At 47.1% G+C, this 25,065-nt stretch carries 24 protein-coding genes; 10 read left to right on the top strand and 14 right to left on the bottom strand.

All coding sequences use genetic code 11. From position 1 onward, the window contains the following. Positions 1 to 3: 3 nt before the first annotated feature. Positions 4 to 1,278, bottom strand: a complete 1,275-nt coding sequence (gene cypC, locus NOM90_RS06420) for a CYP152 family fatty-acid peroxygenase CypC (protein ID WP_255940785.1) — start codon at positions 1,276 to 1,278, stop codon at positions 4 to 6. 170 nt (positions 1,279 to 1,448) lie between these two features. After that, positions 1,449 to 2,108 carry an HAD family hydrolase gene (locus tag NOM90_RS06415; RefSeq protein WP_255940784.1) on the bottom strand — a complete coding sequence of 220 codons (660 nt, stop codon included), beginning with the start codon at positions 2,106 to 2,108 and terminating at the stop codon, positions 1,449 to 1,451. 186 nt (positions 2,109 to 2,294) lie between these two features. Between NOM90_RS06415 and NOM90_RS06410 the strand changes: the two genes are divergently transcribed. Further along, positions 2,295 to 3,203, top strand: coding sequence for an FUSC family protein (locus NOM90_RS06410; protein ID WP_255940783.1), 909 nt, complete (start codon positions 2,295 to 2,297; stop codon positions 3,201 to 3,203). Between the two features lie 514 nt (positions 3,204 to 3,717). Here the strand turns inward: NOM90_RS06410 and NOM90_RS06405 are convergent. Continuing rightward, positions 3,718 to 5,448 (bottom strand): alpha/beta hydrolase, encoded by a 1,731-nt coding sequence (locus NOM90_RS06405; protein ID WP_255940782.1) that lies wholly within the window; start codon positions 5,446 to 5,448, stop codon positions 3,718 to 3,720. A gap of 62 nt (positions 5,449 to 5,510) precedes the next feature. After that, positions 5,511 to 6,341, bottom strand: coding sequence for an AraC family transcriptional regulator (locus NOM90_RS06400; RefSeq protein ID WP_255940781.1), 831 nt, complete (start codon positions 6,339 to 6,341; stop codon positions 5,511 to 5,513). Positions 6,342 to 6,520: 179 nt separating this feature from the next. On the opposite strand from NOM90_RS06400, the gene NOM90_RS06395 reads away from it, so the two are divergent. The 5 genes from NOM90_RS06395 (at position 6,521) to NOM90_RS06375 (ending at position 12,081) form a co-directional block, all read left to right on the top strand. Further along, positions 6,521 to 7,462, top strand: coding sequence for an aldo/keto reductase (locus NOM90_RS06395; RefSeq protein ID WP_255940780.1), 942 nt, complete (start codon positions 6,521 to 6,523; stop codon positions 7,460 to 7,462). A 109-nt stretch (positions 7,463 to 7,571) separates the two neighbouring features. Next, entirely contained in the window at positions 7,572 to 8,927 is a 1,356-nt protein-coding gene (locus tag NOM90_RS06390; RefSeq protein WP_255940779.1) for an MFS transporter, read from the top strand. 114 nt (positions 8,928 to 9,041) lie between these two features. Next, positions 9,042 to 9,872 (top strand): aldo/keto reductase, encoded by an 831-nt coding sequence (locus tag NOM90_RS06385; protein ID WP_255940778.1) that lies wholly within the window; start codon positions 9,042 to 9,044, stop codon positions 9,870 to 9,872. Between the two features lie 218 nt (positions 9,873 to 10,090). Then, positions 10,091 to 11,611 (top strand): glycine betaine uptake BCCT transporter, encoded by a 1,521-nt coding sequence (locus tag NOM90_RS06380; RefSeq protein WP_255940777.1) that lies wholly within the window; start codon positions 10,091 to 10,093, stop codon positions 11,609 to 11,611. A gap of 35 nt (positions 11,612 to 11,646) precedes the next feature. Further along, positions 11,647 to 12,081, top strand: coding sequence for an HD domain-containing protein (locus NOM90_RS06375; protein ID WP_255940776.1), 435 nt, complete (start codon positions 11,647 to 11,649; stop codon positions 12,079 to 12,081). A gap of 102 nt (positions 12,082 to 12,183) precedes the next feature. Here the strand turns inward: NOM90_RS06375 and NOM90_RS06370 are convergent, their stop codons facing one another. From NOM90_RS06370 to NOM90_RS06355, 4 genes are all read right to left on the bottom strand, one after another. Continuing rightward, positions 12,184 to 12,846: a DUF998 domain-containing protein gene (locus tag NOM90_RS06370; RefSeq protein ID WP_255940775.1), complete on the bottom strand. Its 663-nt coding sequence runs from the start codon at positions 12,844 to 12,846 to the stop codon at positions 12,184 to 12,186. Positions 12,847 to 12,965: 119 nt separating this feature from the next. Next, entirely contained in the window at positions 12,966 to 13,682 is a 717-nt protein-coding gene (locus NOM90_RS06365) for a copper homeostasis protein CutC (protein ID WP_255940774.1), read from the bottom strand. Between the two features lie 119 nt (positions 13,683 to 13,801). Beyond that, entirely contained in the window at positions 13,802 to 14,572 is a 771-nt protein-coding gene (locus NOM90_RS06360; protein ID WP_255940773.1) for an SDR family NAD(P)-dependent oxidoreductase, read from the bottom strand. A gap of 177 nt (positions 14,573 to 14,749) precedes the next feature. Next, entirely contained in the window at positions 14,750 to 16,156 is a 1,407-nt protein-coding gene (locus tag NOM90_RS06355) for an NAD-dependent malic enzyme (protein ID WP_255940772.1), read from the bottom strand. Between the two features lie 308 nt (positions 16,157 to 16,464). On the opposite strand from NOM90_RS06355, the gene NOM90_RS06350 reads away from it, so the two are divergent. The 3 genes from NOM90_RS06350 (at position 16,465) to NOM90_RS06340 (ending at position 18,902) form a co-directional block, all read left to right on the top strand. After that, the gene (locus NOM90_RS06350) at positions 16,465 to 17,241 is read left to right on the top strand and encodes a Cof-type HAD-IIB family hydrolase (protein ID WP_255940771.1); all 777 of its coding nucleotides are present in this window, start codon (positions 16,465 to 16,467) and stop codon (positions 17,239 to 17,241) included. Positions 17,242 to 17,272: 31 nt separating this feature from the next. After that, positions 17,273 to 18,052, top strand: a complete 780-nt coding sequence (locus NOM90_RS06345) for a Cof-type HAD-IIB family hydrolase (RefSeq protein WP_255940770.1) — start codon at positions 17,273 to 17,275, stop codon at positions 18,050 to 18,052. A gap of 355 nt (positions 18,053 to 18,407) precedes the next feature. Next, positions 18,408 to 18,902, top strand: a complete 495-nt coding sequence (locus NOM90_RS06340; protein WP_255940769.1) for a hypothetical protein — start codon at positions 18,408 to 18,410, stop codon at positions 18,900 to 18,902. Positions 18,903 to 18,989: 87 nt separating this feature from the next. On the opposite strand, the gene NOM90_RS06335 is transcribed toward NOM90_RS06340, so the two are convergent. From NOM90_RS06335 to NOM90_RS06325, 3 genes are read right to left on the bottom strand one after another with little or no spacing between them, the layout of a single operon-like run. Continuing rightward, entirely contained in the window at positions 18,990 to 19,520 is a 531-nt protein-coding gene (locus NOM90_RS06335; RefSeq protein WP_255940768.1) for a hypothetical protein, read from the bottom strand. A 47-nt stretch (positions 19,521 to 19,567) separates the two neighbouring features. Continuing rightward, complete coding sequence (locus tag NOM90_RS06330) at positions 19,568 to 20,152, bottom strand: SLOG family protein (protein ID WP_255940767.1); 585 nt, start codon at positions 20,150 to 20,152, stop codon at positions 19,568 to 19,570. Positions 20,153 to 20,170: 18 nt separating this feature from the next. Further along, positions 20,171 to 20,659, bottom strand: coding sequence for an LURP-one-related family protein (locus NOM90_RS06325; protein ID WP_255940766.1), 489 nt, complete (start codon positions 20,657 to 20,659; stop codon positions 20,171 to 20,173). Between the two features lie 255 nt (positions 20,660 to 20,914). On the opposite strand from NOM90_RS06325, the gene NOM90_RS06320 reads away from it, so the two are divergent. Then, positions 20,915 to 21,562, top strand: coding sequence for a stalk domain-containing protein (locus NOM90_RS06320; protein WP_255940765.1), 648 nt, complete (start codon positions 20,915 to 20,917; stop codon positions 21,560 to 21,562). Positions 21,563 to 21,722: 160 nt separating this feature from the next. On the opposite strand, the gene NOM90_RS06315 is transcribed toward NOM90_RS06320, so the two are convergent. From NOM90_RS06315 to NOM90_RS06305, 3 genes are all read right to left on the bottom strand, one after another. Next, entirely contained in the window at positions 21,723 to 23,342 is a 1,620-nt protein-coding gene (locus NOM90_RS06315) for a glycosyl hydrolase (RefSeq protein ID WP_255940764.1), read from the bottom strand. Positions 23,343 to 23,486: 144 nt separating this feature from the next. Then, on the bottom strand, positions 23,487 to 24,344 hold the full coding sequence (locus NOM90_RS06310; RefSeq protein ID WP_255940763.1) for a MetQ/NlpA family ABC transporter substrate-binding protein: 858 nt from the start codon (positions 24,342 to 24,344) through the stop codon (positions 23,487 to 23,489). 47 nt (positions 24,345 to 24,391) lie between these two features. Beyond that, positions 24,392 to 25,063: a methionine ABC transporter permease gene (locus tag NOM90_RS06305; protein WP_255941829.1), complete on the bottom strand. Its 672-nt coding sequence runs from the start codon at positions 25,061 to 25,063 to the stop codon at positions 24,392 to 24,394. Between the last annotated feature and the right edge of the window lie 2 nt (positions 25,064 to 25,065).

The raw sequence follows: 25,065 nt of genomic DNA, 5'->3' as shown, positions 1-25,065 counted from the left end.
GTTTCAGGACATCACTGCGCTATCGGTTCTGCGTATATTTTTCATTTTGAAGCGACTTTCCGGCAAAGCTGGCATCCGCGACAAACTCAGTTCCAAATCTTGCTCCGGTACTTCGTAAGTCAGCCGCTTCGCCAAATAGTCTAATCCGATTCGCATCGCGTCTATGGTCATCCATTCTCCTGCACAGCGATGCCCGGTATAAGGATCTCCCCCGCCTTGCGGAATCAGATCAAACGGGCTACCTCCCCAATGTTCAAATCGTTCAGGCTTGAACTGATCGGCTTCGTCCCATAATTTCGGATCATGTGTCGTACCGTAAATATCGAGCAGCACCATTGTGCCTTCTTCGAATTCATGCCCTTTCCAAGTAAAATCATGAATAACCGAAGCACCCAGAAACGGTGTGAATGGATAATACCGACGCGTTTCTTGAACAAACCATTGACGGTATACACGTTCATTATCCGCTAATTTTTGCTTATACTGCGGATGTTCGTGTAGCGCTATAGCGCTGAACACGACATAGCGACCAATCGCAACGATCGGTCTAACGATATTGATTAGCTCGATTGCCGCCATCCGTGCATCTAACTCCCGGTTTTGCGTATCCCGATGAAACGCCATCGCATACGCCGCCGTGTCTTCAGCAACCTTACATTCACCCGCTCGCACATCCATAATAAATCCTTCGAGCCATTCTTCGGTACGGCGCCGCGCTCTTCTTCCTGCCGCATGACGAGGTCCGATCGCGCCAAAAGCTTCGACCATATTGCCCATATCGTCGGCTCGCTCACGTACGATTTCTTCTTCAATCGGGACCCCTGACCAGCGGCAAGCTGCGCGGTACAGCAATTCTTGCGATTCGCCGAATAATTCAATCTCTTCGACTTGCTCCCAACGTTTCGCCGCCGCTTCCCATTCTTCACGCAGCAACTCCATAAAGTCATCCAGACGTTCGCGCGACATCAAAGACATAAACAACATTTTGCGATGGCGATGAGCCTCTCCGTCTAAGGTCTGAACAGCGTCTACGCCAAACAACGATTTTTGAATTCGTTTCGGAATCGCTCCGGAACGTTTGAACTTTGTCGTATCGTAAAACAATTCTGCCGCGTCTTTACCGCCTATGCAGATTGCGGGTTGTCCAAGCAGACGCGTACGAAAAATCTCTGTGTCCATTTCTCTGCGCCGTTTGAATATGTAATCGTAACCATCTTTGAGTAGCATTAAACTTTGATCCAGCGTATGTTCTTGAGGGGTTTGCTCATTATTCGTCATGATGAATCCTCCTTTGATGTTCGTTGCTTAAGCAGAGTATCGAAAGTTCTCTTGTCCTATTACCTTTTTTATCCATGAAGCAAACGGAACATTGTGAAGGCAAGAAGTGATTTCGCACAAAAAAGCTACATTAGTAGACATTCCCTAACGTAGCTTTCTCGATTTTTTATTTATTTAGCTTCTAGTTGCTTCAAGTCTTCGATCTGAATCTCCCGAATACTTTGTATGATCCGATCCGCTTGGCTCAAGTCTTGGTTGCCGGAATTGAGATTAACGAAGCCGATACAATACATGCCAGCAGCTTTTGCCGCCGCGATCCCGTGACGCGCATCTTCGAGCACAACGCAGCGAGCTGGATTTACGCCAAGCAATTCCGCAGCACGCAGGTAAACGTCTGGAGCAGGCTTGCCTTTCGGAACTTGTTCGCCGCTTACGATCACTTGAAATTCGTTTTGTAGATTGAATTTACTAAGCACCGCTTCGATAAAGATCGGCGGCGAAGAAGAAGCAATCGCGCACGGAATCCCGTTTTCTTTTAGCGTTGCGATCCATTCTCGGATTCCGTCGATCGGCTCCATCTGCGTAGCTCGCAGCACTTCGTTTTTGTGACTCAGTTGAAATTCGATAATTTCTTCGACCGACTGACTTATTCCGTATTCTTCGCGAATAATTTTCCAGAGTTCCGGATTCGTCATCCCTACATACTCTTCTAACTTTTCTTGTGTAGTCAGATGTCCATAATGCTCCATCACTTGACGATCCACCTCGAAATGCAGCGGTTCGCTATCGATAATTACGCCGTCCATATCAAAAATAAAAGCTTCGATCATAAGAGTGACTACCCCTTTCGTGACGCTATTGTTTCTTTTACCTTAACTTGGGTGAAAGGAACTGTGCAACTTTGTGACGATTCTTGCTCTTCATACATAGAGTACGTATAATATTTCACATACCTTGAATTAAAATGGATCTTGATCGTTCTATTTCAAATCTGCCGCGAAAGGGCTTGAATACAGATGAAATTTTCTATCGGGATGCGGAATATCAAAACAGCGGTAGCCGTACTGCTCTGCATACTGATTTCTTCTGCTTTGCAATTGGAATATCCGTTTTATGCGACGATTGCAACGATCATTGCGATGGAAAGCTCGATCAGCAGTTCTTATACAGCAGGCAAAAACCGTACGATGGGCACTTTGGTCGGCGCTGCGCTTGGCGGTCTATTCGCTTTTATCTTGCCGCATAATGCGTATTTGGCAGCTTTCGGGATCATTTGTGTCATCGCCGTATGTAATTTGCTAAATTGGAACAAATCGATCTCGATTGCCTGTATCGTGTTTTTGGCGATTATGCTGAATTTGAACGCTAACGAATCTGCTTTCTATTATGCGCTGCATCGGGTATTGGATACGCTGCTTGGCATCGGCGTAGCGGTATTTGTCAATTACGTATTGATCCCGCCCAAACATGATCGTAATTTGGAAAAAGCGCGTTTGCAAGTACGGCAGCATCTCTCTTCGCTTGCTCAGCAATTGTTGCAGCAAGGCGGCGGCGTTCATATCAGCCCGCTCAAAAAAGATCTATCCGACCTACAAACGGCTTACGATACGTACAAAGAAGAGTTCGATTTTGCGCGGAGCAAAAACGATGAATTAGTCTGCCGGATCGAAGAAGAATTAGACGTATATCGCAATACGTATTCGCATATGCGGATGATTCGTTTGTTGACCGATCCTGATTCGCAGGAGTTCGCGCATCTCGGTCACAGTTTATTAGAAGACTCTAGCGTAAAAGCAGAAAAGGCGCTGTCTCAAGAGTCGCAAGCTGTAATTTATCGGTATCATGTGGCTTGTATTGTAGGCGAGCTTCAGGCGCTGGGCTTGGTTGTGCCGACGGACATTGCTTATCCGTTGGAGGAAGGGTGACTGTACGGGCGGGGAGCTACATCGCTGCGGGAGACATTTGTTTCGGTCGCTTGTTGAACTTGGGAAAAAGAGATTGAAGTTTTTATTTGGTTTTTCCCAAGTTCAAAGGCGAACATTCCATTCCTTCACAAAATGTCTCCCTCCGCTAAGTGCGTACAGTTACCTTTTTTTAAATATAAAGAAAGCCGTCCTGTTATGGACGGCTTTCTTAGTGAGAAGTTTAAGCTTATAGCTAAACAGGAGCGGAGAGAGAAGTTCAGTGAAGGAGCGTAAGCGTTCGCCTTTGTGATGCAGATTTTCCGGTCATACACCGTCAAATTTGCATCGTTAATCGGGAAAATTCCAATAAAATTTCTAATCCTTTTTCCCGATTTCAACAAGCGACCTAAAGGCTTTCGAAGAAAGACACATCGTAAGCATACGCTGACGAATTTCTCTCGAAGTCAGCACGCTCCCCCACCAACCTAACTTTCTCGACATTTTCAAGCCGTCTTCTACAGGCGGCTTTTTTTATTTACTGATACTGCTTCATAAAACGCTCCATCATATAAGTGAAAGGCTCGTTATAATAACTCGCAAAATACATATCGCTACCGTGCGTACCGAACGGCATTTCGACCAGAGCCACTTGTTTGTTGCCCGCTTCTTGATACGCTTTGACGAAAGCTTCAGCGGTTTCGCGCTTCACGATGCTATCGTTTTCGCCTTGATAGATCAAAGCCGGAGTGCTGTCTGCGTTGACTAACGTCGCAGGATCGCCAAGTCGTCCGTCTTTGACATTGACATCAGCGGCTAAGCCATTTGCCGGATAATACGGAATAATGCCTTTGACGGTGATTCCTGGAGCCAATACATTGGCATAGTCTTGCGTCGTTGGCGCAAGACCTGCGGCTGCGGCTAATTGTCCGCCTGCGGAGCCGCCTGAGATAAACACCGAAGCCGGATTCGCTCCGTATTCTGCGGCGTGTTCTTCGAGATACGTCGTGAACAAACCGATATGCCGTACCATATCGTCGATCCCGTAATCGCCTACCACTTGCGGAGGGACGACAGCGGATTCGATGAACTTTTTCGCGTTACTCAGTCCGTATTGGACATCGAACACGACATAGCCGCGCGAAGCGAAATATTTGTTCATCTGTGCGTAGTTGCCTGCGCCTTTGTCGCCGATCGTCCAGCCGCCGCCGTGGATACGGATCAAGACAGAACCTTTACCCGGCAAGTTTTTGGCGTCTTTCAGCGGCATATACGCATCGAACGCAAGCTTCAATCCTTCGTCGCCGGTACTTTTTTGCCCTTCGTAAAAGACGATATCCGTCTTCACTCGGTAATCGCCGTTACGTGCGCCATAAAAATAATCCGGCAACGAAAAAGCGCTACGCATCATATTTTCGCCTTGAATCTTCATCGGATCTTTGCCAAATCCTTGTTCATACGCTTTTTGCGCTTCATTCACAATTTTTGGCGTGGAAGCAAGCGGAAGTACCGTGATCAGCAAAATCAACAATCCGCATACGCGAACCGTACCCCGGAATAACGAGATCAAGAATCCACGTTTACGACCATACATTTTAACAAGTAGCGCCGCCGCTCCCAAAAAACTCAACCCGAAAAACAACGCATATTCCGGCAAGATCGTTTCCATCCATCCGGCTTTGGCACCGCCCAGCAAAATCGCCGAGAAATATAAGCCAATTAACAAGTTAGCTAAAAACCATAGGGTCAGCAACACTTTAACGATCGATATGATTATTTTGCTACCGGAACGTTTGCTTTGCGATCCGTATGAAGAATATCCGCGTCCACCGCCTCGTTCTTCACGTTCTTCTGTACCGTATTGCAGCCGCAAAAAAGAAACCCCGGCTCCAAGTGCAAACAAAGCCAGCATAATGACTACGGTCACTGTGCTTCGGGCATCGTAATCGCGTACCGCCGAAGAAGCCAACGTATTCAAGATCGGCACCGCTGTTAATCCTAACGCATGCAGCGCCAAGTACACATACTCCCAACTTTTATGTACACCTCTACCCATCGCCAGATGCAGATTGCCAAGTAGCGCAAACAACAGCAATATCCCATACAGATTCCATATCCCTGCTGGCGAATCGACGAACAGATAGGCAATTCCCAGAGCAAGCGCAATCAGATTCGCAATCAATAACGCTATCGTGCCAAACGTGCGGATTCGACCTCCTCTACGATTGTTCGCAGAAGACGAAAATCCGTAACCGCCTGTGTATCCCATTTCCTTCTCTCCTTCCAATCAACCTCTTTAGTATCCTATTATTTTCGCGGGATTTTGTCGAATCAATAAAGCTTACGATATTCTGTCGGCGTCTTATTTTCGCTCGCTCTGAATTGTCGATTGAAATAACTTACACTCGGGTACCCGGCGTCTTCGGCGATCTGGCCGATATTGCGATCCGGATGCTCCAACAGCCATTGTTTTGCCATTTGCAGACGCGAACGCGTAATAAACTCCATCGGCGTCATTTCCATTAACGTTTTGAACAGTTTGCAAAAATAATAATCGCTTACCCCTGCTTGTTTTGACCAATCGCTTAATAAAAAAGGTTCACAAGCTTGACTCTGCATCTGCGGAAGCAAATTTAAAATTCGATTTTCTGCTTTTCCCATACGCGTCTTTTTTAACGGAACGGCTTGATGAACGAACTCTGCCAATACCCCGTACGTGAGCGTGGAAAGCCTGGATTGATGAAGCATCTGATCGCGCTGCGCTTCATCCAGCAATTCCAGATGGGCTTGCTCCCAGTTGGAGCTTTGTCGAAGCGTCCATAACGAATGACGATGAAAGCCGCGCTCAATCATATAATCGTGCAATCGGTCTCCGTAAAAATGAATCCACCTTATATCCCACGGATCATCTTCGCTGCTGTAGTAATGCTGCTTCTGAAGCGGAAAGTACAAGACGGCTTGCCCGCTGCGTAGTTCGTGTACCGTACCGTCGATTTCCACGTATCCTTTTCCAGACGCCACATAATGAATATTAAAGTTGTTCGAAGCTCCTTCTTCCCGCTTCACGTGATGTTCCGGTTGATGACTGTAATGACCCACAGATTCAGGCAAACAAAAATAAGCTTGTCGCTTCAACGTTAGCCATACCTTTTGTCTATTCATGGAGAACTCCTTAATCACAATATTGTGTTAATTCGATTCAATATATTATTATTTTCAAGCTTCCGTTCATTCATTATAATCGCATCATAGAACAAGATTCTAGCAGTTCTTCTTTGAACGAATATCCTCTTTTGCTTTTTGCATATTAAAAACCTGCTTTCGAAAGGATGTTGATCTTCATGAAACATATCCAAATTAAAGGCGCTGGAAAACCTGTATCTACACTCATCAAAGGCTCTGACTATTTTACGCATGACGGTTACGAGAAAGTCGCTCAAAATCTGAACGCCTTTTTGGAAATCGGCGGCAATACGATCGATACGGCACATATTTATAGCGGCGGACAAAGTGAACAAGTGCTCGGCAAATATATGCAAGAATACGGAAATCGCGATTCACTCGTTATTTTGACAAAAGGCGCGCATCATGACGAGAATGGTCCCCGCGTTACGCCAGATGATATTCGCAGCGACCTCATGACAAGCTTGGAACGACTGCAGACGGATTTCGTTGAATTGTACGCGCTGCACCGTGACGATGAATCTGTACCGGTCGCCAAACTCTTGGAAGCGCTTAACGAGCATATCGAAGCTGGACGTATCGGCGCGATTGGCGCGTCCAACTGGAGTTGGCAGCGCCTGCAAGAAGCGAACGATTACGCGGCGTCGCATGGATTGGTCGGATTTACGTTCAGCAGCCCGAACCTCAGCCTCGCCAAAGCCAATGAACCGTTCTGGGCAGGTTGTGTATCGGCAGACGCGCAGACTTTAGAGTGGCACAAAAAAACTCAGCTTCCTCTATTATCATGGTCTTCTCAAGCGCGCGGATTTTTCACTGGACGATTTACCAAAGAAGTTCGTGACAACGCCGATCTGGTCAGAGTGTTCTATAGCGACGAGAACTGGGAACGCCTGAACCGCGCTGAGCAGCTTGCCGCGCAAAAAAACACGACGACGATCCAAATCGCTCTTGCCTACGTGTTAAATCAACCGTTCCCGACGTGCGCATTGATCGGGGCGCAAAACCGCGAAGAATTGCTGTCTTGCGAGCAAGGTGCAGAAATCGAATTGACCGCGGACGAAGTGAATTGGCTGGATTTGAGCACGACTTCGTTAACGTAATATCAAAATTGTTTGTAGATCGTAAATTTTGCCCAGCTACCAACTAAGAGTCCGCCGGATAATGGTATGATCCAATCATTGATGAGTCATATCCAGAAAGGGGATTTCCATGTCTTGGTTTGCCGCTTCTACACCGCCTCGCCGCACTCGTAAAAAAGAGAGTCTCGCGGGGCTCTTTTTGTCGCTTCCGGTTTTGTCTTGGGCGTTGTTCGATTTTGCGAATACGATTTTTTCGTCGAATATCGTCACGATCTTTTTCCCGCTGTATTTACAGCAAGTGCTTGGCGGCGATGCCCGGATGGATCAGATCTCCAGTACCTTTATCAGTTATGCGAACGCGGCGGCAGGCTTACTGCTCGTGATCTTTACTCCGCTGCTTGGCGTATGGATGGATCGTACAGGACGCAAAAAAGCATTTTTAGTTCCTTTTGCGATCGCAGCGATCGGCTTTACTTTTTTGATGGGATTTACCGCGTATACGGATAGCCCTTCTTCTTTGTTTGGCTTACCCTTGTCGATTGTGATGGTCTTGCTCTTTTTTACCGCTGCAAAGTTCTTCTATAATTCCAGTCAGTTGTTTTACGATAATATGCTGCCGGATATTGCGACAGGGCATCAAGTTCCGCTTGTATCCGGCTTTGGCGTCGCTGTCGGCTATATCGGAACGTTGATGGGACTTGTCGTGTATGGCATTGTCGGCAGCCGCGATTACCCGCTTGCTTTTATTTTGACGGCTATTTTGTTCCTTCTATTTTCTTTGCCGATCTTTTTGCTTTACAAAGAAAAACCTGCTGCTCCTGAAAGGCTTGTACATGGAAAAAGAAAGTCTTTTTTCAGCGGCTATATCGAGATTTATCACACGTTCAAAGAAGCCAAAAAGCATCGCGCCGTGTTCATCTTCATGATCGCGTACTTCTTCTTCAATGATGCCGTGGCAACGGCGATTGCGATGATGAGTATTTATGCGACCGCCGTGATGGGTTTTAGCGCCGGGCAATTTATTTTGCTGTATCTGGTCGCGACGGTGTGTGCGATTATCGGCTCGTTCGTATTTGGCCATATCACACGCAAAGTCGGCGGCAAAATATCTTCCGCACTCGTCGCATTCGTATTGATCGGCGCATTGGTGCTTGCCGCTTTTGCTTTCTCGAATGCGGTCTTCTGGGCTGCGGCTTGTCTGTACGGCGTTGCGATGGGATCGCTCTGGGTGACTTCCCGCACGATGATCGTCGAACTTTCGCCCCCGGATAAAAGGGGTCAGTTTTTCGGCTTATTCGCGTTTTCCGGCAAATTGTCTTCCGTACTCGGTCCGCTTGTATACGGCAGTGTCACTTGGGCATTGGCGGGATATGGCACTCTAGCAAGCCGAGCAGCGTTACTTTCGCTCGTAATCATGGCGATGATCGGGCTTCTGGTGTTGATCAAAGTGCCGTACACCAAACCGATCGAAACCTCTGAAATCTAATCGAAACTTTCGTTTCTTTTGCAAAAAACGATTAAATTTTGACACGAAGGGTATCTTATAGATGGGTTTGTTTATGAAAATTTAGATGCAATACAATATAAGGAGGAATTTTCGATGACTACGAATTTGAAAGCAAAAGTGAAGTTGAATAACGGCGTGGAAATGCCTTGGTTCGGTCTGGGCGTATGGCAAGTAGAAGACGGAAGCGAAGCGAAAGATTCCGTAAACGCAGCGATTAAAGCCGGTTATATCGGAATCGATACAGCGGCAGCTTATAAAAATGAAAAAAGCGTAGGCGAAGCGATTAAAGAGTCCGGCGTAAACCGCGATGATCTATTTATCACTTCAAAAGTATGGAACGGCGATCAAGGATATGAAGAAACATTGGCGGCTTTCGAAGCGACGATGGAAAAATTGGATCTGGACGTTCTGGATCTGTATTTGATTCACTGGCCTGTAAAAGGCAAATACAAAGACACATGGCGCGCAATGGAAAAGCTGTACAAAGACGGACGTATTCGTGCGATCGGCGTCAGCAACTTCCAACCGCATCATCTCGATGATCTGCTGGAAGACGCGGAAGTCGTACCGGCTGTCAACCAAGTGGAATTCCACCCGCTGCTGACGCAAAACGAACTGCTGGACTATTGCGCGAAAAAAGGAATACAAGTGGAAGCTTGGTCTCCGCTGGCACGCGGTCTACTGTTCGACAACGAAGTAGTTAAAGGATTGGGCGAGAAATACAGCAAATCGCCAGCGCAAATCCTGCTTCGCTGGGTACTCGATAAAGGCGTAGTCGTATTGACTCGTTCGGTCAAAGAAAGCCGCATTATCGAAAATGCCGATCTGTTCGACTTTGTCCTGACGCCAGAAGAAGTATCTTCGCTGGAAGCACTGAATAATAATCAGCGCACAGGTCCAGACCCGGATAACTTCAACTTCTAATTGTAGAAAAAAGTAAAGCGATAAGACTCCAAGCCGTTTTCCTTTTGGGAAAGCGGCTTTTTAATTTTATTTTTTCCCTAAAAATTTCTTATGATATCGCTATTGATAACGTTTTCTGTGCAAAAGGTAAGTGGAATTGCTGCGTCGTTTTATGAAGTTACGTGTATGTAATATCAAGCAACCAATCCCGAAAACTTATCCGAAACGGAAGTGAAAAAATGAAGCAAGCGACAAGTGTATTCTACATATCTGCTTCGATCCTTGTTGTGCTTGTACTTTTTGGGGTTCTTTTCCCAGATAGTCTGGAGCAATCTACAGCTTATGTGCAATCTTTGATCACAGATACTTTTGGCTGGTATTACTTAATCGCCGTTACAGCATTTGTGGCAGTCTGTATTTACTTACTGGTCAGCCCTTTAGGAAGAATTAAATTGGGGAAACAAGAAGATACTCCCGACTACTCGCGTCCGACTTGGCTTGCGATGTTATTTAGCGCGGGTGTAGGTATCGGTCTTGTATTCTACGGCGCGTACGAACCGCTTAATCACTATGCGATAAGTTCAGCTACCGGCGAAGTCGGAACTGAACAAGCCGCACGCGAAGCGATGCAATATACCTTTTTCCATTGGGGTGTTCATGCTTGGGCAGTGTATGGTCTCGTTGCCATGTCTTTGGCTTATGTGATGTTCCGCAAAGGCGAACCGGCACTAATCAGCTCGACATTGACGCCTGTTTTGGGTCGCCACGCAAAAGGCGCGATCGGTAAAACAATCGATATTATCGCGGTTATTGCGACCGTAATCGGCGTGGCTACGTCGCTTGGTATCGGCGCTGTGCAGATCAACGGCGGATTATCTTATCTGTTTGGAATTCCAAACAATATTTTAATTCAATTCATTATTATTTTGATCGTTACCGTCATGTTTATGGCTTCTGCTCTGAGCGGTCTCGATAAAGGTATCCGAATTTTAAGTAACGTCAATATGATCTTGGCAGCCGCGCTGTGTCTTCTTGTATTTGTATTCGGCGCTTCGCTACTGACGCTTAATCTTTTTACCGATTCATTTGGTCGTTATTTGCAAAACTTTGTAACCATGAGTTTCCGTATCGCACCGCTTAACCCGGAAAATCGCGAATGGATTAACACCTGGACGATCTTCTATTGGGCTTGGTGGATCTCTTGGTCGCCATTCGTCGGAATCTTTATCGCACGGGTATCGAAAGGTCGTACGATTCGTGAGTTCGTCGCTTACGTGTTGCTGGCTCCTTCGGTAATCGGCTTTATCTGGTTCTCGATCTTTGGCGGATCTGCGATCGCGATTGAACGTAGCGGAAAAGCGACGCTGTCTCAACTCATTCCTGAAGAAACGCTGTTCGGCATGTTGCATACCTTCCCATTTGGCATGGCAACTTCAATCCTCGCGGTTGGTCTGATTGCAATCTTCTTCGTCACTTCCGCAGACTCCGGTACATTTGTACTGGGGATGATGACGACAGGCGGTGCACAGAATCCGAATAATATTTTGAAAGTCGTGTGGGGTCTGATGCTGACTGCTATGGCACTCGTATTGCTGTACTCAGGCGGGCTTCAAGCTCTGCAAAACATGATGATTATATGTGCGTTCCCATTCTCTTTTGTCATCATCATGATGGCGTTCAGTCTAATCAAAACGCTAAACAAAGATTCGCATGAAATGGGACCGACTACGCGTAGACCCAGACGTGCAGCGAAGTTGTAGATTCAAATCATAGATCCGTGTAAGGAGGAAGCGCAATGGCTACTCTTGCAAAAGCAATATCGCTTGCCGCCAAGTATCATGAAGGTCAGACCGATAAAGGCGGACGTCCTTATATTTTTCATCCGGTACGCTTGATGCTCAAAGCGCTCACGGAAGAAGAACAGATCGTCGCCGTCTTGCATGACGTGGTCGAAGATACGCCGCTTACGCTGGAAGATTTGCGCAAAGAAGGGTTCTCGGAAGAAATCGTCGAAGCGATTGACCGTCTATCTCGCCGCGAAAACGAATCGTATTCAGCGTTCATTTTGCGGATCAAACCGAACAGGCTAGCGGCGCGGGTGAAAATTTTGGATCTGCAAGACAATATGGATCTGACCCGGATCAAAAAGCCTTCGGAAAAAGATCAAAAGCGTCTACTGAAATACAGCCGTGCGTTAGATACTTTGTTGTCGCATGGCGAAGAAAATTAATCTTTTCAAATGCTGTAGGTACGCTTGATCAACACGTAAAAAAGCTGCACACTGTTCTCCATCGTTATAGATGGGAAAACGGTGTGCAGCTTTTTTAGCTTTTTACGAAAATATAGATTTGGATCGAACTCCGGAAGCTATAAGCAAGCTTATGCCGAAGATCAGATCCCAAGCCGTCATCGTATAGACCGACAACCGTTCGAACACGGCTGGATGACCGAATAGATCGGACACCATGATCAACAAAGCCAAAATACCGAAGATACCGAGCCCGACCCCAACCCAGCGCAAACGCGGATACAGGCTACGCAGCGATAATCCGGCAAAAATCAAAGCTAGATTCCCTCCGATAATCGCTAGCGCTGCACCGGTTAGATGCGGGCTTACTCCTTCGTAAGAAACCCCGGGGAAAATTCCGATCAGAATATTTCCGATTCCGTGAACACAAGCTGCGGCAAAAGCGATCCATTTACTTTTCCCTGTAAGCAGCGGCAAGGCAAACCCGTACCCCAAAGCAAACAAAATCCCGTGCATCATAAATCCGAAGTTCATTACATAAGCAAGCGGCGAAAACACCTCGCGTCCGTCGATATTCAGCGGCCCTGCAACGCCTAGATCGCTAATATAGTTGTACGCATATCGGTAAGGCGGAGTTTGCCACGCGTAAGCGGCGATCGCTTCGGTCAATACATAGATGATTGCAGCGAGTATAAATAAAATCGAGCCTATAAAGGTTGTGCGCGAAGAACGAATGTTAAGCTTCATAGTTAATAGATTCAGCTCCTTTTTGAGTATTCAGATCATGCGAAGCTTATTTATTATATCCGATTCATGCTCTATACACCGAACGAACGATTTCTTCGAACCGAACTCGGGTTTCTTTGTTACCGCTGCTCAATATGACTTTGTAGGATTCGGCGGATCTCACTGATCCGCTGCGGATCAATCCGCGCCAGCGGGTTACCGCCGAAGCGCGCCGCCGATCCGATATGGATGCGCCGCGCATGAGTTGCGTCCAAAAAAGGGCGCAAATTGTCCGCTGTTAAGCCGGCGCCGGCGAGGATCCGCGGCGGTGCTGGCTTGGATTCCGTGATTGCGGAGCGGCGCAGCAGCTCGGCAATCACGGAGGCTCCTTTGGGCGCAGCCTTTGCGCCGCCCGAGGTCAAAATGTCCGTCACCTGCGGATAGACGGACAGCACTTCCAGCGCGCGGTGAAGCGGCTTCGCTTCGTCAAACGCGCGGTGGAACGTGAACGCAAGGCGCTGCCCCGCGTTCACCAGTTCTTCCAGTGCGGAGGTATCCACCGCACCGTCCGGCGTTAATACGCCGGTCACTACATCAAGCCCGCCTACGGCTTGGATGCGGCGAATATCTCGCCGCATCCCACGCAGTTCGTCTTCCGTGTAGACGAACGAACCTCCCCGCGTCCGTACCATGACGCGGATCGGTACTTGCACCGCGCTACGCATCTGCGCGGCTTGCGATAGATCCGGCGTGACACCGCCGGATAACGGATCGGCGATCCATTCGATCCGATCCGCGCCTCCTTGCACCGCCAAGACAGCGTCTTCCGGTGTATAGGCAATCACTTCCAGCAACATCGTCATCCCTCCGAGTCGAGATCGTTTTTACCGTACAAAAAACCTTACCTCTCCTATTGAAAGGAAAGATAAGGTTCTTGGCAATCTTTATTGTGGAATATACACAAAATAGATTCAGCTTAGACCGAAGTCGCCCCTTGTCCGCCATCAATGCGGTAGTAGGAACCTGTGATAAAGGAAGCTTTCTCAGAAGCTAAAAATACCATCAGATCCGCGATCTCGGAAGCTTCCGCATAACGATTCAGCGGTACGCTGGCTTCGAAGCTTTTTCTTGCCGAATCTTCTTGACCCGGAGAAGCATTTGTTTCGATCGAACGCATCATGTTGGTATCTACGCCCGAAGGTGCTACGGCGTTCACGCGAATTCCATATTCAGCCGCTTCCAGAGCAGCTGTCTTGTTAAGCGCGATCAAAGCGTGTTTGGATGCGACGTAAGCCGACATTCCCGGTGCTCCAAGCAGACCGCCATTCGATGCGGTATTGACGATCGCGCCGGATTTTTGATCTTGCATGACGCGAAGGACATATTTGAGTCCGAAAAATGCCCCCATAACGTTAACACCGAGCACGTTCATGTAGTTTTCTGCGGTTTGATCCACGATTGGAGCAAAAGCGCCATTGATACCCGCATTGTTCACAAAAACATCGATTCGTCCATATTTGTCGACGGTATCTTGAACGTATTTTTGTACGTCTTCTTCTTTGGATACATTACCGGTTAAAAGCAGCACATCCGCTGCGGACAACGATTCAGCCGCTTTTTGCAGCGGTTCGAGTTTGAGATCAACCAATGCTAGCTTTGCGCCTTCTTTGGCAAAAGCTTGAGCAGCAGCGATTCCGATGCCGCCGGCAGCTCCGGTAATTAATACGACTTTGTTTTCGAATTGCATAAGACATCCTCTTTTCTGTAGTTACTATATTTTTAATAGCTTATATATTTATATTACACCTTTGTAATGGATTTGAAAAGCTTAAATTCATATTATTGTCATAACATTCACTTTGTTAATAAAAAAGCGGGTTTATCCGCTTTTTTATTAACCGAAATCTCCGAACTCTTAACACTTTTAACGAAACTCGGGTGGAATTCTGCGTGCGACGCCGGTTTTCATCGCTGCTTTAACGACCGCATCTCGAATACGATCTACGACTTTATCATTGAATACACTCGGAATAATATATTGTTCGTTCAGTTCGTCGTCTTCGACAACAGAAGCAATCGCTTGTGCCGCCGCTACTTTCATCGCTTCGTTAATCACACTCGCGCGGCAGTCCAAAGCTCCGCGGAACATGCCTGGGAAGCACAGTACGTTGTTGATTTGGTTCGGGAAATCGCTTCGTCCTGTCGCCAGTACGCGGACGTGTGCTTCTGCAAGTTCCGGGTCGATCTCAGGATCAGGGTTCGCCATCGCGAACACGATCGGATCAGCCGCCATTGATTTGATATGATCCAAAGTCAGCAAATTTGGACGAGACACGCCGATAAAGACGTCTGCTCCTGCGATGACTTCATCTAGCTTGCCTTGTTCGCCATTCGGATTGCAGTTATCGGCAATCCATTCCCACATTGGATTATCGTATTTTTCCGCTTTGTGCAGAGCACCGCATTGATCAACCGCAATGACGTTGCGCGCTCCCGCAGACAACATCATTTTGATGCAAGCCGAACCTGCCGCTCCGACGCCGAGCAAAACGATTTTGGCATCTTCCAACTTTTTGCCGACGATGCTCAGCGCGTTAAGAAGCCCTGCGAGTACTACGACAGCCGTACCGTGCTGATCGTCATGGAAAACGGGAATATCCAATTCTTCCGAAAGTCTACGTTCGATTTCGAAGCAGCGCGGCGAGCCGATATCTTCGAGATTGATTCCGCCGAAAGCCGGCGCGATCAATTTAATCGTACGAATAATTTCCTCGGTGTCTTTTGTATCCAGACAGATCGGGAATGCGTCCACGCCTGCGAACTGCTTGAACAACATCGCTTTACCTTCCATGACCGGCATCGCGGCTCTCGGTCCAATATCGCCAAGCCCTAGCACGGCTGTCCCGTCAGAAACGACAGCCACCGTGTTGCGCTTGATCGTTAACGTAAACGCTTTTTGCGGATCTTCATGAATCGCACGGCATACTTTGGCTACGCCAGGCGTATAGACATGAGACAAATCTTCGCGGTTTTTGACTGGCGATTTCGATTGAATTTCGATTTTACCACCCAAATGCGCCAAAAAGGTTCGGTCCGATACGTTCACGACCGTTACGCCCGGTAACGCTTCGACCGCTTCCAGTACAGCATCTCGCATTTTTTCAGGTAGATTGACGGTCAAATCTCGAATCGTATGCTCAGGGCTGGCGTGGATTACGTCGATCGCGACCACGTCGCCGCCGCCATCGCCGATTGCACCTGCTACCTCGCCGAATGTGACCTGTCTTTTATCCATTTGCAAACGTATAATCATGCTCGTTCCAAGTGCCATCGTCTACCTCCTGTGGATACGAAATAAAGGAAAGTTCCAACCTTCCATCTTTAACCTGTTAACGCTTACAACCCAATTCGCAATTATTATAGCACACCTTTTTATTCTCCGCTTTAAGCATTGCATGTTCTGGAGTGGACATTTATTACAAATTCGTACTTTCACCAAATGTTCCCATGACCTTGTCGTGTTATACTAGAATAGACAGAGAGCGCATGGAAAGAGATAAATAAATCAATATAAAAAGCGGCACTGCTGCGACACTTTAACTACTTGTCGTAACATCCGCATGGAGGAGAGACACGAATATGGAGAGAAGCATTGTTTTTTTCGACCTTGACGGCACACTCCTGAACGACGAGAAACAACTCAACGATTCTACCAAAGAAGCGATTGCGGCTTTAAAAAAACAAGGGCATATCGTTGCGATCGCAACGGGACGCGCACCGTTCTTTTTTGAGCATATCCGCAAAGAACTGAATATCGATACGTATGTCAGCTACAACGGATCGTATGTGGTACTTGAAGGCGAGGTCGTGTTCACGAACCCGTTAAACGCTGAAGCTCTGCAACGATTGACGGATATTGCGTTGGAAAATGACCATGCGATCGTTTATATGGATCATGAAGATATGCGTGCGAATGTGCCGGATCACGAACGCGTGACAGAAAGTATTACGACCCTCAATATCGGGATGCTTCCTTCGCATGATCCGAAATATTATCAAGATCGCTTTATTTATCAATCTTTGCTGTTCTGCGCAGAAGGCGAAGAAAAACCTTACGAATCGCTTGTGAGCGCATTTGATTTTGTTCGTTGGCATCCTGTCTCTGTAGACGTTCTTCCGTCTGGCGGGAGCAAGTTCAAAGGCATCGGTAAAATCACAGAAAAACTCGGGATTCCTTTGGAACGTCAATATGCTTTTGGGGACGCGCTGAACGATCTGCAAATGCTGCAAGGGATTCCGAACAGCGTCGCGATGGGCAACGGTCTGCAAGAAGCAAAAGACGCTGCGAAATGGGTGACGACTTCGAATAACGAAGACGGCATCGCACACGGGCTGAAGTTGGCTGGATTGCTTTAATCTTTTTTATCAAATAAGCGGAGGCGTGAACATGGAACAAAGTATTATCTTTTTCGATATCGACGGTACATTGGTAGACGAGCAAAAAAATGTACCCCAATCAGCTAAAGACGCAATCCGCGAATTGCAAAATCAAGGGCATATCGTCGCGATCGCAACCGGAAGACCGCAATTTATGTTCAAAGAAATTCGCGAACAACTCGGTATCGATACGTATGTCAGCTATAGCGGTCAATATGTCGTGTTGAACGGTGAGGTCATCTACACCAACCCGATTCACAAAGAATCGCTGGAACAACTGACGAAAATCGCGCTGGAACATAATCACCCGGTTCTTCTGATTGATGACAAAGAAATGAGAGCGACCGTACCCGATGACGAATTCGTCGCGCAAGGCTTTGGGATGCTGCTGAACTACGTAAAGCTGTCCCAAGTCGAAGCTGAATTTATTCAAACCGGTTCGGTCTATCAAGCTTCTCTATTTTGCAGCACCGAAGATCAGCAATTATACGACGCGATCTTCCCTGCATTGTCGTTCATCCGCTGGAGCCCGATCTCCGCAGACGTTCTTCCGGCAGGCGGAAGCAAACTCGAAGGCATTCGCAAAATTACCGAAAAGCTCGGCATCCCGCCGGAGCGTCAATACGCGTTCGGCGATGCTCTGAACGATATGGAAATGCTCAGCGGAATCACCAATAGCGTCGCGATGGGCAACGGCCTCCCAGAAGTCAAAGCCGTCGCCAAATTCGTCACCAAAACCAACGAAGACGACGGCATTGCACATGGCTTGAAATTAGTCGGCTTACTATAAGCAGTTATAATCTAAGCATCTAGAAAGACGGCGATCTCGCCGTCTTTCTTTTATTCAAACGCCAACTTAACTGGAAGCGAAAAGACGGAGGGTGAAATTCAGTGCAGGAATGGAATGTTCGCCTTTGAAATCGGGAAAATCCAAATTAAATTCCAATCAAATTTTCCCGATTTCAACAAGCGACCGAAACGAATTTTACCCGCAGTTTTTTCGCTTCCCTCACCCAACAACACTTTTATCATCTTTCCCCATAACAAGAAGTAGATAATGATATACTAGCAAAAGAATGACGAATCGGAGACTTAAGCAAGATCGGTTTGTTCACTACTTACATCTTTGGAGGTTCACCTTAATTATGCTTACTTTTGACCAAAAAATCGCAATTTTAGATTCCTTCCCTGAACTGGAACGGAAAGACGTTTCGTTAGGACGGGTGAATTATCATTTTGAAGGCAGCGCCCACGAGAAAAAAACAGTCGGCTATCGCTTCCATCCGAACGGCAACGGTTATATATTCGCAGGGCTTATCGGCGGTTATGACACGGATGATAAAGGCTTCGTCAACGTACGTGACTTCACGGAAGAACAGCTGCGTGAAATTTTAGCAGCTTCGATTCTTTCTTTGTCGCCAAACGGAGATTCCGCAGCGCCAAAATCGACAGATACCGCTTCGATCGTAGAAGCAGGTGACGAGATTTGGACAGACGGCGATGGACAAGAATTGATTTTGAAATTCGAAGACGAGACATTCTTTATTTATTCCGGTGCTAGCTTGGAGATGGCGTTCGAGACGCGCGAAGAAACCGAAGAATATTTGATCGAAGAAGGATTTACGTTTAACCGCAAATAATCTCCGTATAGCAGTCAAAGTATTTTCATATACCCAAAAAAAAGCGTAAAGATGCGGTTGCCGTCATCTTTACGCTTTTCTTATTGATTAACGTCCACCACCTACAATGAATGGAAGCATTCCACTTGCTGCCGTAAGCCACATCGGATTCTGATTAAACCATTCTATACTCTGCATCACCGCGACCCATTCATACTCGTTCACTTTCACTTCTACACCTTCTTCGGTTTGAAGCCAGTGTTCGCCCGATCTCATCCAATGCTTTTTGACATCGACGAAAGCCGCTTCGCCGTTCGTTCCTTCGATCCGGTAACCGCCCGCATCTTTTAGAATCCGATAATACCCGCGGTGACCCGCATCATATCCGAAATACGAATTCGTAAACTCTTTTTCCCGGCTTAACCAACCTACGATTTCTTCTCTGGCATCTCGAACCTGCCATTGTTTCGTTGAACGGTCGAAGCTGCTGCGATATAGCACATAATCGTCGCCATCCAAAATAAAAATGCCTTTTTTGCTATCTCCGTTATAATCGATTGATCCTTTACGATCCCCGCCAATCTGACGGATCACGCCTTTGCCAAGCGGCATTTGATTTCCGCGAAAATAAAGTTCCATCTTCACTGCCTCCTTTCATTTGCTCCAACCATCATTGTTGATAAAAGTCAGTTCCAATCGTCTCCGTCCATAGTGGCATCGGTCAAGTCCATCTGCATATCTTCAGCAACCGACTGAATATCTTCCGGCGTAATCTGTATAAGTGGATATCCGACTTCTGCCTGCATCTGAAGTGCTGCTTCGCGGAAATAACGCGGGCTGCCTGGCGATGCTTCATCGTCATAGACGAGCAGCATTGCGTCACTTTTACGGAGCAATAATCCGTCTCGCGCTTTGAACTGCCACGGCCCGCTATACGATTCTTTACTCACCAAGCCGTAATAATCGATCTCTTTGAGCAAATCCTGCCAATATTCTTTTTTCTCGTCGCTCCATTTTTCATCCATCCCGGCAAAAGCCGCCAATACGGATAATTTAAGTTGCGGATAGTCTTTTTTCAACTCAATTACCGCTTCGCAAGCCCATAGATCAACACCGTATTGACCGGGAGTGAGCACCCATTCCAGTCCTTCTTCAATCAATGGAATCAACCGACGCTTGATCGCTTCCCGGATAAAAGGAATCCCTGGATGCTTTTGATTGAAAATACCTAACTCATTTGCCCGATAACCGGTGACTAGCAAATTTTTCACGCGTAGTGTGCCTCCCTACTAAGAACTCGACGCAGAACGTTGACGTTTGCGAATCGCATTCACGCCCATCACGACCGCGATCAGCTCATAATCCGGCAGTTCCGAATAATTTTGCAACCGATATGCTCCGCTCCGAATCCAGCCGCTTGTCCGCGAAAATTCTGCGGCTACCGATCCGTCTCGTGTGATCACATAATCTTTCGAAAAATTCGGGGATTCGATCTCGTATTCGCCGCGCACTCCCGCATCATAACTAAACTTTTTGGTGAGAATGGTGAATCGTGGTCGAAGGACTCCAACTTCTTCGTTATTTCCATTCAACACTTTCCAACGACGCAACATCATTTGAAAACGTCCGGTATACAGCAATTCTCCTCCTGCGCCATAAATGTCCAGCGCAGAACCGAACAGACTACGCAAATCCAATCGACCTACCGCTTCGCCGGCTTCGTTCAAAATCTCGGTCTGACCGGCATTAAAAAAATTATCTGAAAAATATAATTCCATCTCATATCCACTCCAATCTCTACCTTCATATGTATTCCGTTCACACGACCATTTACCTAAGTTTTTTACCCGTTTCAAGCTTGAAAATCCCGTTTGGACGCTAATTGTCCCGATTTTCTTCTTCTTCGTTTAATGACTTCATAAGCGGGTTAATGAGAAATGCCGACCTTACATATTCAGGCAGGTTTTACTATTCAAATAGTCTACTACATCCAAGATGTCGGCAATCACATTTTGGGAAGGATGAATCTATTCATGAAAAAGAAGTTAACAGCTGCGGCAATCGGTGTCGCACTTACACTCACCGCATCAGCAGGGGTGTACGCAGGAGCCAATATTAAAGAAATCCGCGCTTCGCTAAATTACGGTCTGGGCATTGTCGTGAATGGCAAAACTTATGCGCCAAAAGACGGCAATGGCAAAACGCTTGCTCCGATCACGTACAATGGTACCACGTATCTGCCTGTACGTTCGATTGGTGAAGCTCTGAATACATCCGTTACATACGATGCTAAAAATAGCCGCGTCGTTATCGGAGGTTCTGCTTCTTCGGGTAGCACGGGCGGATCTTCTTCGGTACAACGCCCAAGCAGTATTCCTGCCGATTTCCCGTTAACGTCTGACGCAAAAGTCTTCGATCTAATCCAAGGTTCGTCTGGCGCAACGGGTAAACCGTCTGCAACGTTCAGCTACACGACCAAACAAAGTTTGTTAACGCTCGGAAATACGTACAAACAATACTTTGCGAAAAAAGGCGCGACTAGTAAATTCGAAGAAGTCAGCGCATCGAGTATCACTATTATAGACTCTAGCGGAACCTTCTCCGTTACGATTGACGGTAAACCCGGCACAGGCAGCCGAAAAGGATTTAATGTCGTTGACGTGGTATGGAGCGGGAAATAACTAATTTTCTTTTTTGAAAAATGAGATTTACAGCTTCGCTGCGAAAGTGTACGCAGCGAAGCTTTTTTCATGCTCGCTCTTTATCACGTTATTCTAATCTAAAAGATCGTCACCACAAAAGCAAAAAAGCCTGCCCATGTAAGGAGCAAGCTTTTCTTCATTATTGCACTTTCGCTTTTACCGATTGCATCGTGACCCATTTACCCGATTTATCGTAAGCCAGTACGTCGATGGTGATCGTTTTGCCTTTATATTTGGTGAAGTCGATCTCGACTGTCCACGGTGCCGAAGTCGTCACGCCAACTTGTTTACCGCCGATTTTGTAAATTACTTTGCTTAACGTGGGCGACCATGTTTTGACATAGCCGGATATGCTCAATTTTGCCGCTGGAACACTTGTCGTGATTGGATTGTACGACAGCGTCGTTTGTTCACCGACTGCGCTTAGGTAATACGGATTCGCAATCGCTTTTTTGTACGCGCTGAGCATTTTGTCGTTGTTGGATAATCCGTAATATTTGACGCGATCCGTGGTTCCTTTGGCATCTACATCGAACCAGAACGCGGCTTTCACTTTCGGATATTTCATCGGTAGTGTCGCATATAGCTGCTGCATTTGATACACCGACCAATCCGTGACATCGCGCATTTTTTCCGGATACATATAGGAGACGCCGCCTTCTGCGATCATGATCGGCTTCCGGTCGGCATACCATTGATACACCGCGTCCAATTTTGCGATATGACTGCTTCGGTCAATCCCTTGCTTAAGCGGGTCGGCAGTCGGATTGTAGATCGAATACAGACTGACGCCGACCCAATCGACATATTTGTCGCCTGGATAATAACTTTGCAGATTGTCGATCGGGTTCGCACCGGGTGCCCAGAGCATCGCTACGTTGTCCGGTGCTTCTTTGTGGAAAACGTCCGCGACTAAACGGAATTTTTCGATATAGGTTTTGGGCGTGCTTTTCCACGGTGTCCAGTTGCCATTCATTTCATTGGCAAAACGCAAAAAGATCGGCACACCCGAAGCGGCTGCGTCTTTGGCTAGTTGATGTAAATACGCGTTGTTTTGCACCTCGCCCATGCCTTTAAGCGGCTGTACGCCAAGTTCGATCGCGGTTCCGTTACGTTTTGCCGCATTGATATGCGATTGAATGGTTGAGAGCGGCGTACCGTAAGTGAAATAAATCAGATAACCGGCGTGCTTTTTACCTGTGAATGTCGGATAGTTATCGGTATAAAATTTCCCGCTCGCCGACTGATGTACTTTTTTGTTTTGCTCCGCATACGCCCCCAGCAAAATACCGTTAGCCGGTTCCAAAGGAGCCAGGTTGCGGCTGCGCTTTTTCATCCCGCCCGATGATAGCCCCGTAGCATAATAAAGTTGTACCGAACTGCGCAGCGCATCGGCTTTTCTTTTGACGGCGATGCTGTCTTGCACCAGATTGACTTTGGCATAATACGCCGATTCCAAATCCCAGCTGACCACGGCTTTGTCGTATTGCTTGAGCTTCACATAAGCTTCGCCCGCGTTGCGGTACATTCGCCCCGCGTTACCGTATTCGCCGCTTGCCGCCATTTCGCGTCCGGCTTGCTCGTACTTGGCAATCGCTTGTGCGTATTTCCCTTGCTTGTCTAGTCGCATTGCTTCGTTGTAGACATTCCACACGCTATAAGCTTGAACCGTGGGCGGTTGTAGCGATACGGCTACGCCGCTTAGCAAAGCAGTAGCGAGCAATATGCTTCCCCATTTTTTAAAAGCTTGTTTGATCAAAAAACTCATCCCCCTTATTTCTCTGTCTATAGCTTCCTCGAACACACTCTTTTCTTTTATCGGTTGAATCAAAGAATTGTATAAAAAAAGCCCTGCGGCATCGCCGCAAGGCTTTAATCTATTGTAGCTATAACTTCTTAATTCTTAGAACGCCGGATACGTATCCGTATATTCTTCTTTCAAAAACTTTTCGACTTCGGGTCCGCGCATGCGCTCAGCAAGTTTGAGAATCGCCGGGTCGTTTTTGTTATCTTCGCGCGCCATCAGCGTGATTGCGAAAGCTTGCATGTCTTTCTCGACGATCAACGCGTCTTTTTTCGCCGACAATCCAAGCGGTTTTGCATAAGCGGGATACATCGTTACCAGATCGGCATCGTCCATCATACGGTTCAGCGTCAACAGATCGACTTCTTTGAACTGGAAGTCTTTCGGATTCGACGTGATGTCTTGCAGCGTTGCTTTGATTCCTACGCCTTCTTTAAGTTCGATCATATCGTTTTGCTCAAGCAGCAGCAAAGAGTGCGCGATATTCGGCGGATCGTTAGGAATCGCGATGATTGCTTTGTTTGGCAACTCATCGATCGATTTGTACTTTTTCGAATATCCGGCATACAATGCGTTGTAAACGGGCTGCACCGGAACGATATTTGCCCCTTTAGCTTCATTATACGCTTCTGCATAAGGAACGTGTTGGAAGAAGTTCGCGTCTACTTCTTTGTTTGCCAGTGCATCGTTCGGCTGAATATTATCGGACATTTCAACAATATCCAAATTGATGCCGTCTTCAACCAACAGTGGTTTTACGAGCAGCAAGATCGCATCCATAGGAGCAGGGAGCGAAGCAACTTTGAGCGTCGTCAATTCTTTGTTGTCTGTGTTCTCTGTGGTAGCACCGGAATCGTTCGTGTTAGCGGCTTGATTCGAAGAAGGAGTTGCGCCTTGCCCACAACCTGCCAAAACCAGAAATACAGCTGTCAAAATCAAAAGCATTGTCTTTTTCATAAAGATGTCTGACCCCCATAAGCTAATTTTTGTTGTTCTGCGTTGCGTTATCTTTTATCTATTTTACGAGAAAGCGTACTACCCAAGACTTGAACGATCTGGACAAGAATAACCATCAGCACAATCATGCAGATCGTAACGTCCATCTCAAAACGCTGATATCCGTAACGAATCGCAAAATCGCCTACACCACCGCCGCCGACAATACCGACAACCGTCGAATACGAGATAAAGCTCACGATCGACGTCGTCAAACCCAGTACCAGACCCGACCTGGCTTCTACGTACAAAAACTTCCAGACAATCTCCAGGCGTGAAGCACCCATGGAACGAGCCGCTTCGATTACGCCGCGAGGGACTTCGAGCAAAGCTTGCTCAACCAATCGTGAATATCCGGCAATCGCGACAATCGCAAGCGGAACAGTAGCCGCCGTTGTGCCGATAGTCGTACCCACAATAGCACGCGTGAACGGAAACATAAAGACAACAAGCAGCAAAAACGGAAACGAGCGAATCACGTTCACCAGTGTGTTCAACAATGTCGAAGCTGCCCGATGCTGCAACATACCACCCGGACGAGTGACAAAGATTAGCGTTCCTAGCGGAATGCCCAGAATTATAGCCGCAATTGTAGACATCCCGACCATGTAGAAGGTCTGACCGATCGCTTCCCAAATCTGTTCATGGTACTGTGTCCAAATCTCAATCAACCGCTGCATAC

The organism is Saccharibacillus sp. JS10 (genome assembly GCF_024436065.1).
In the GTDB taxonomy this organism is placed as follows: Bacteria; Bacillota; Bacilli; order Paenibacillales; family Paenibacillaceae; genus Saccharibacillus.
The sequence above is the reverse complement of the archived record's forward strand: the minus strand, read 5'-3'. Positions and strand labels throughout refer to the sequence as shown.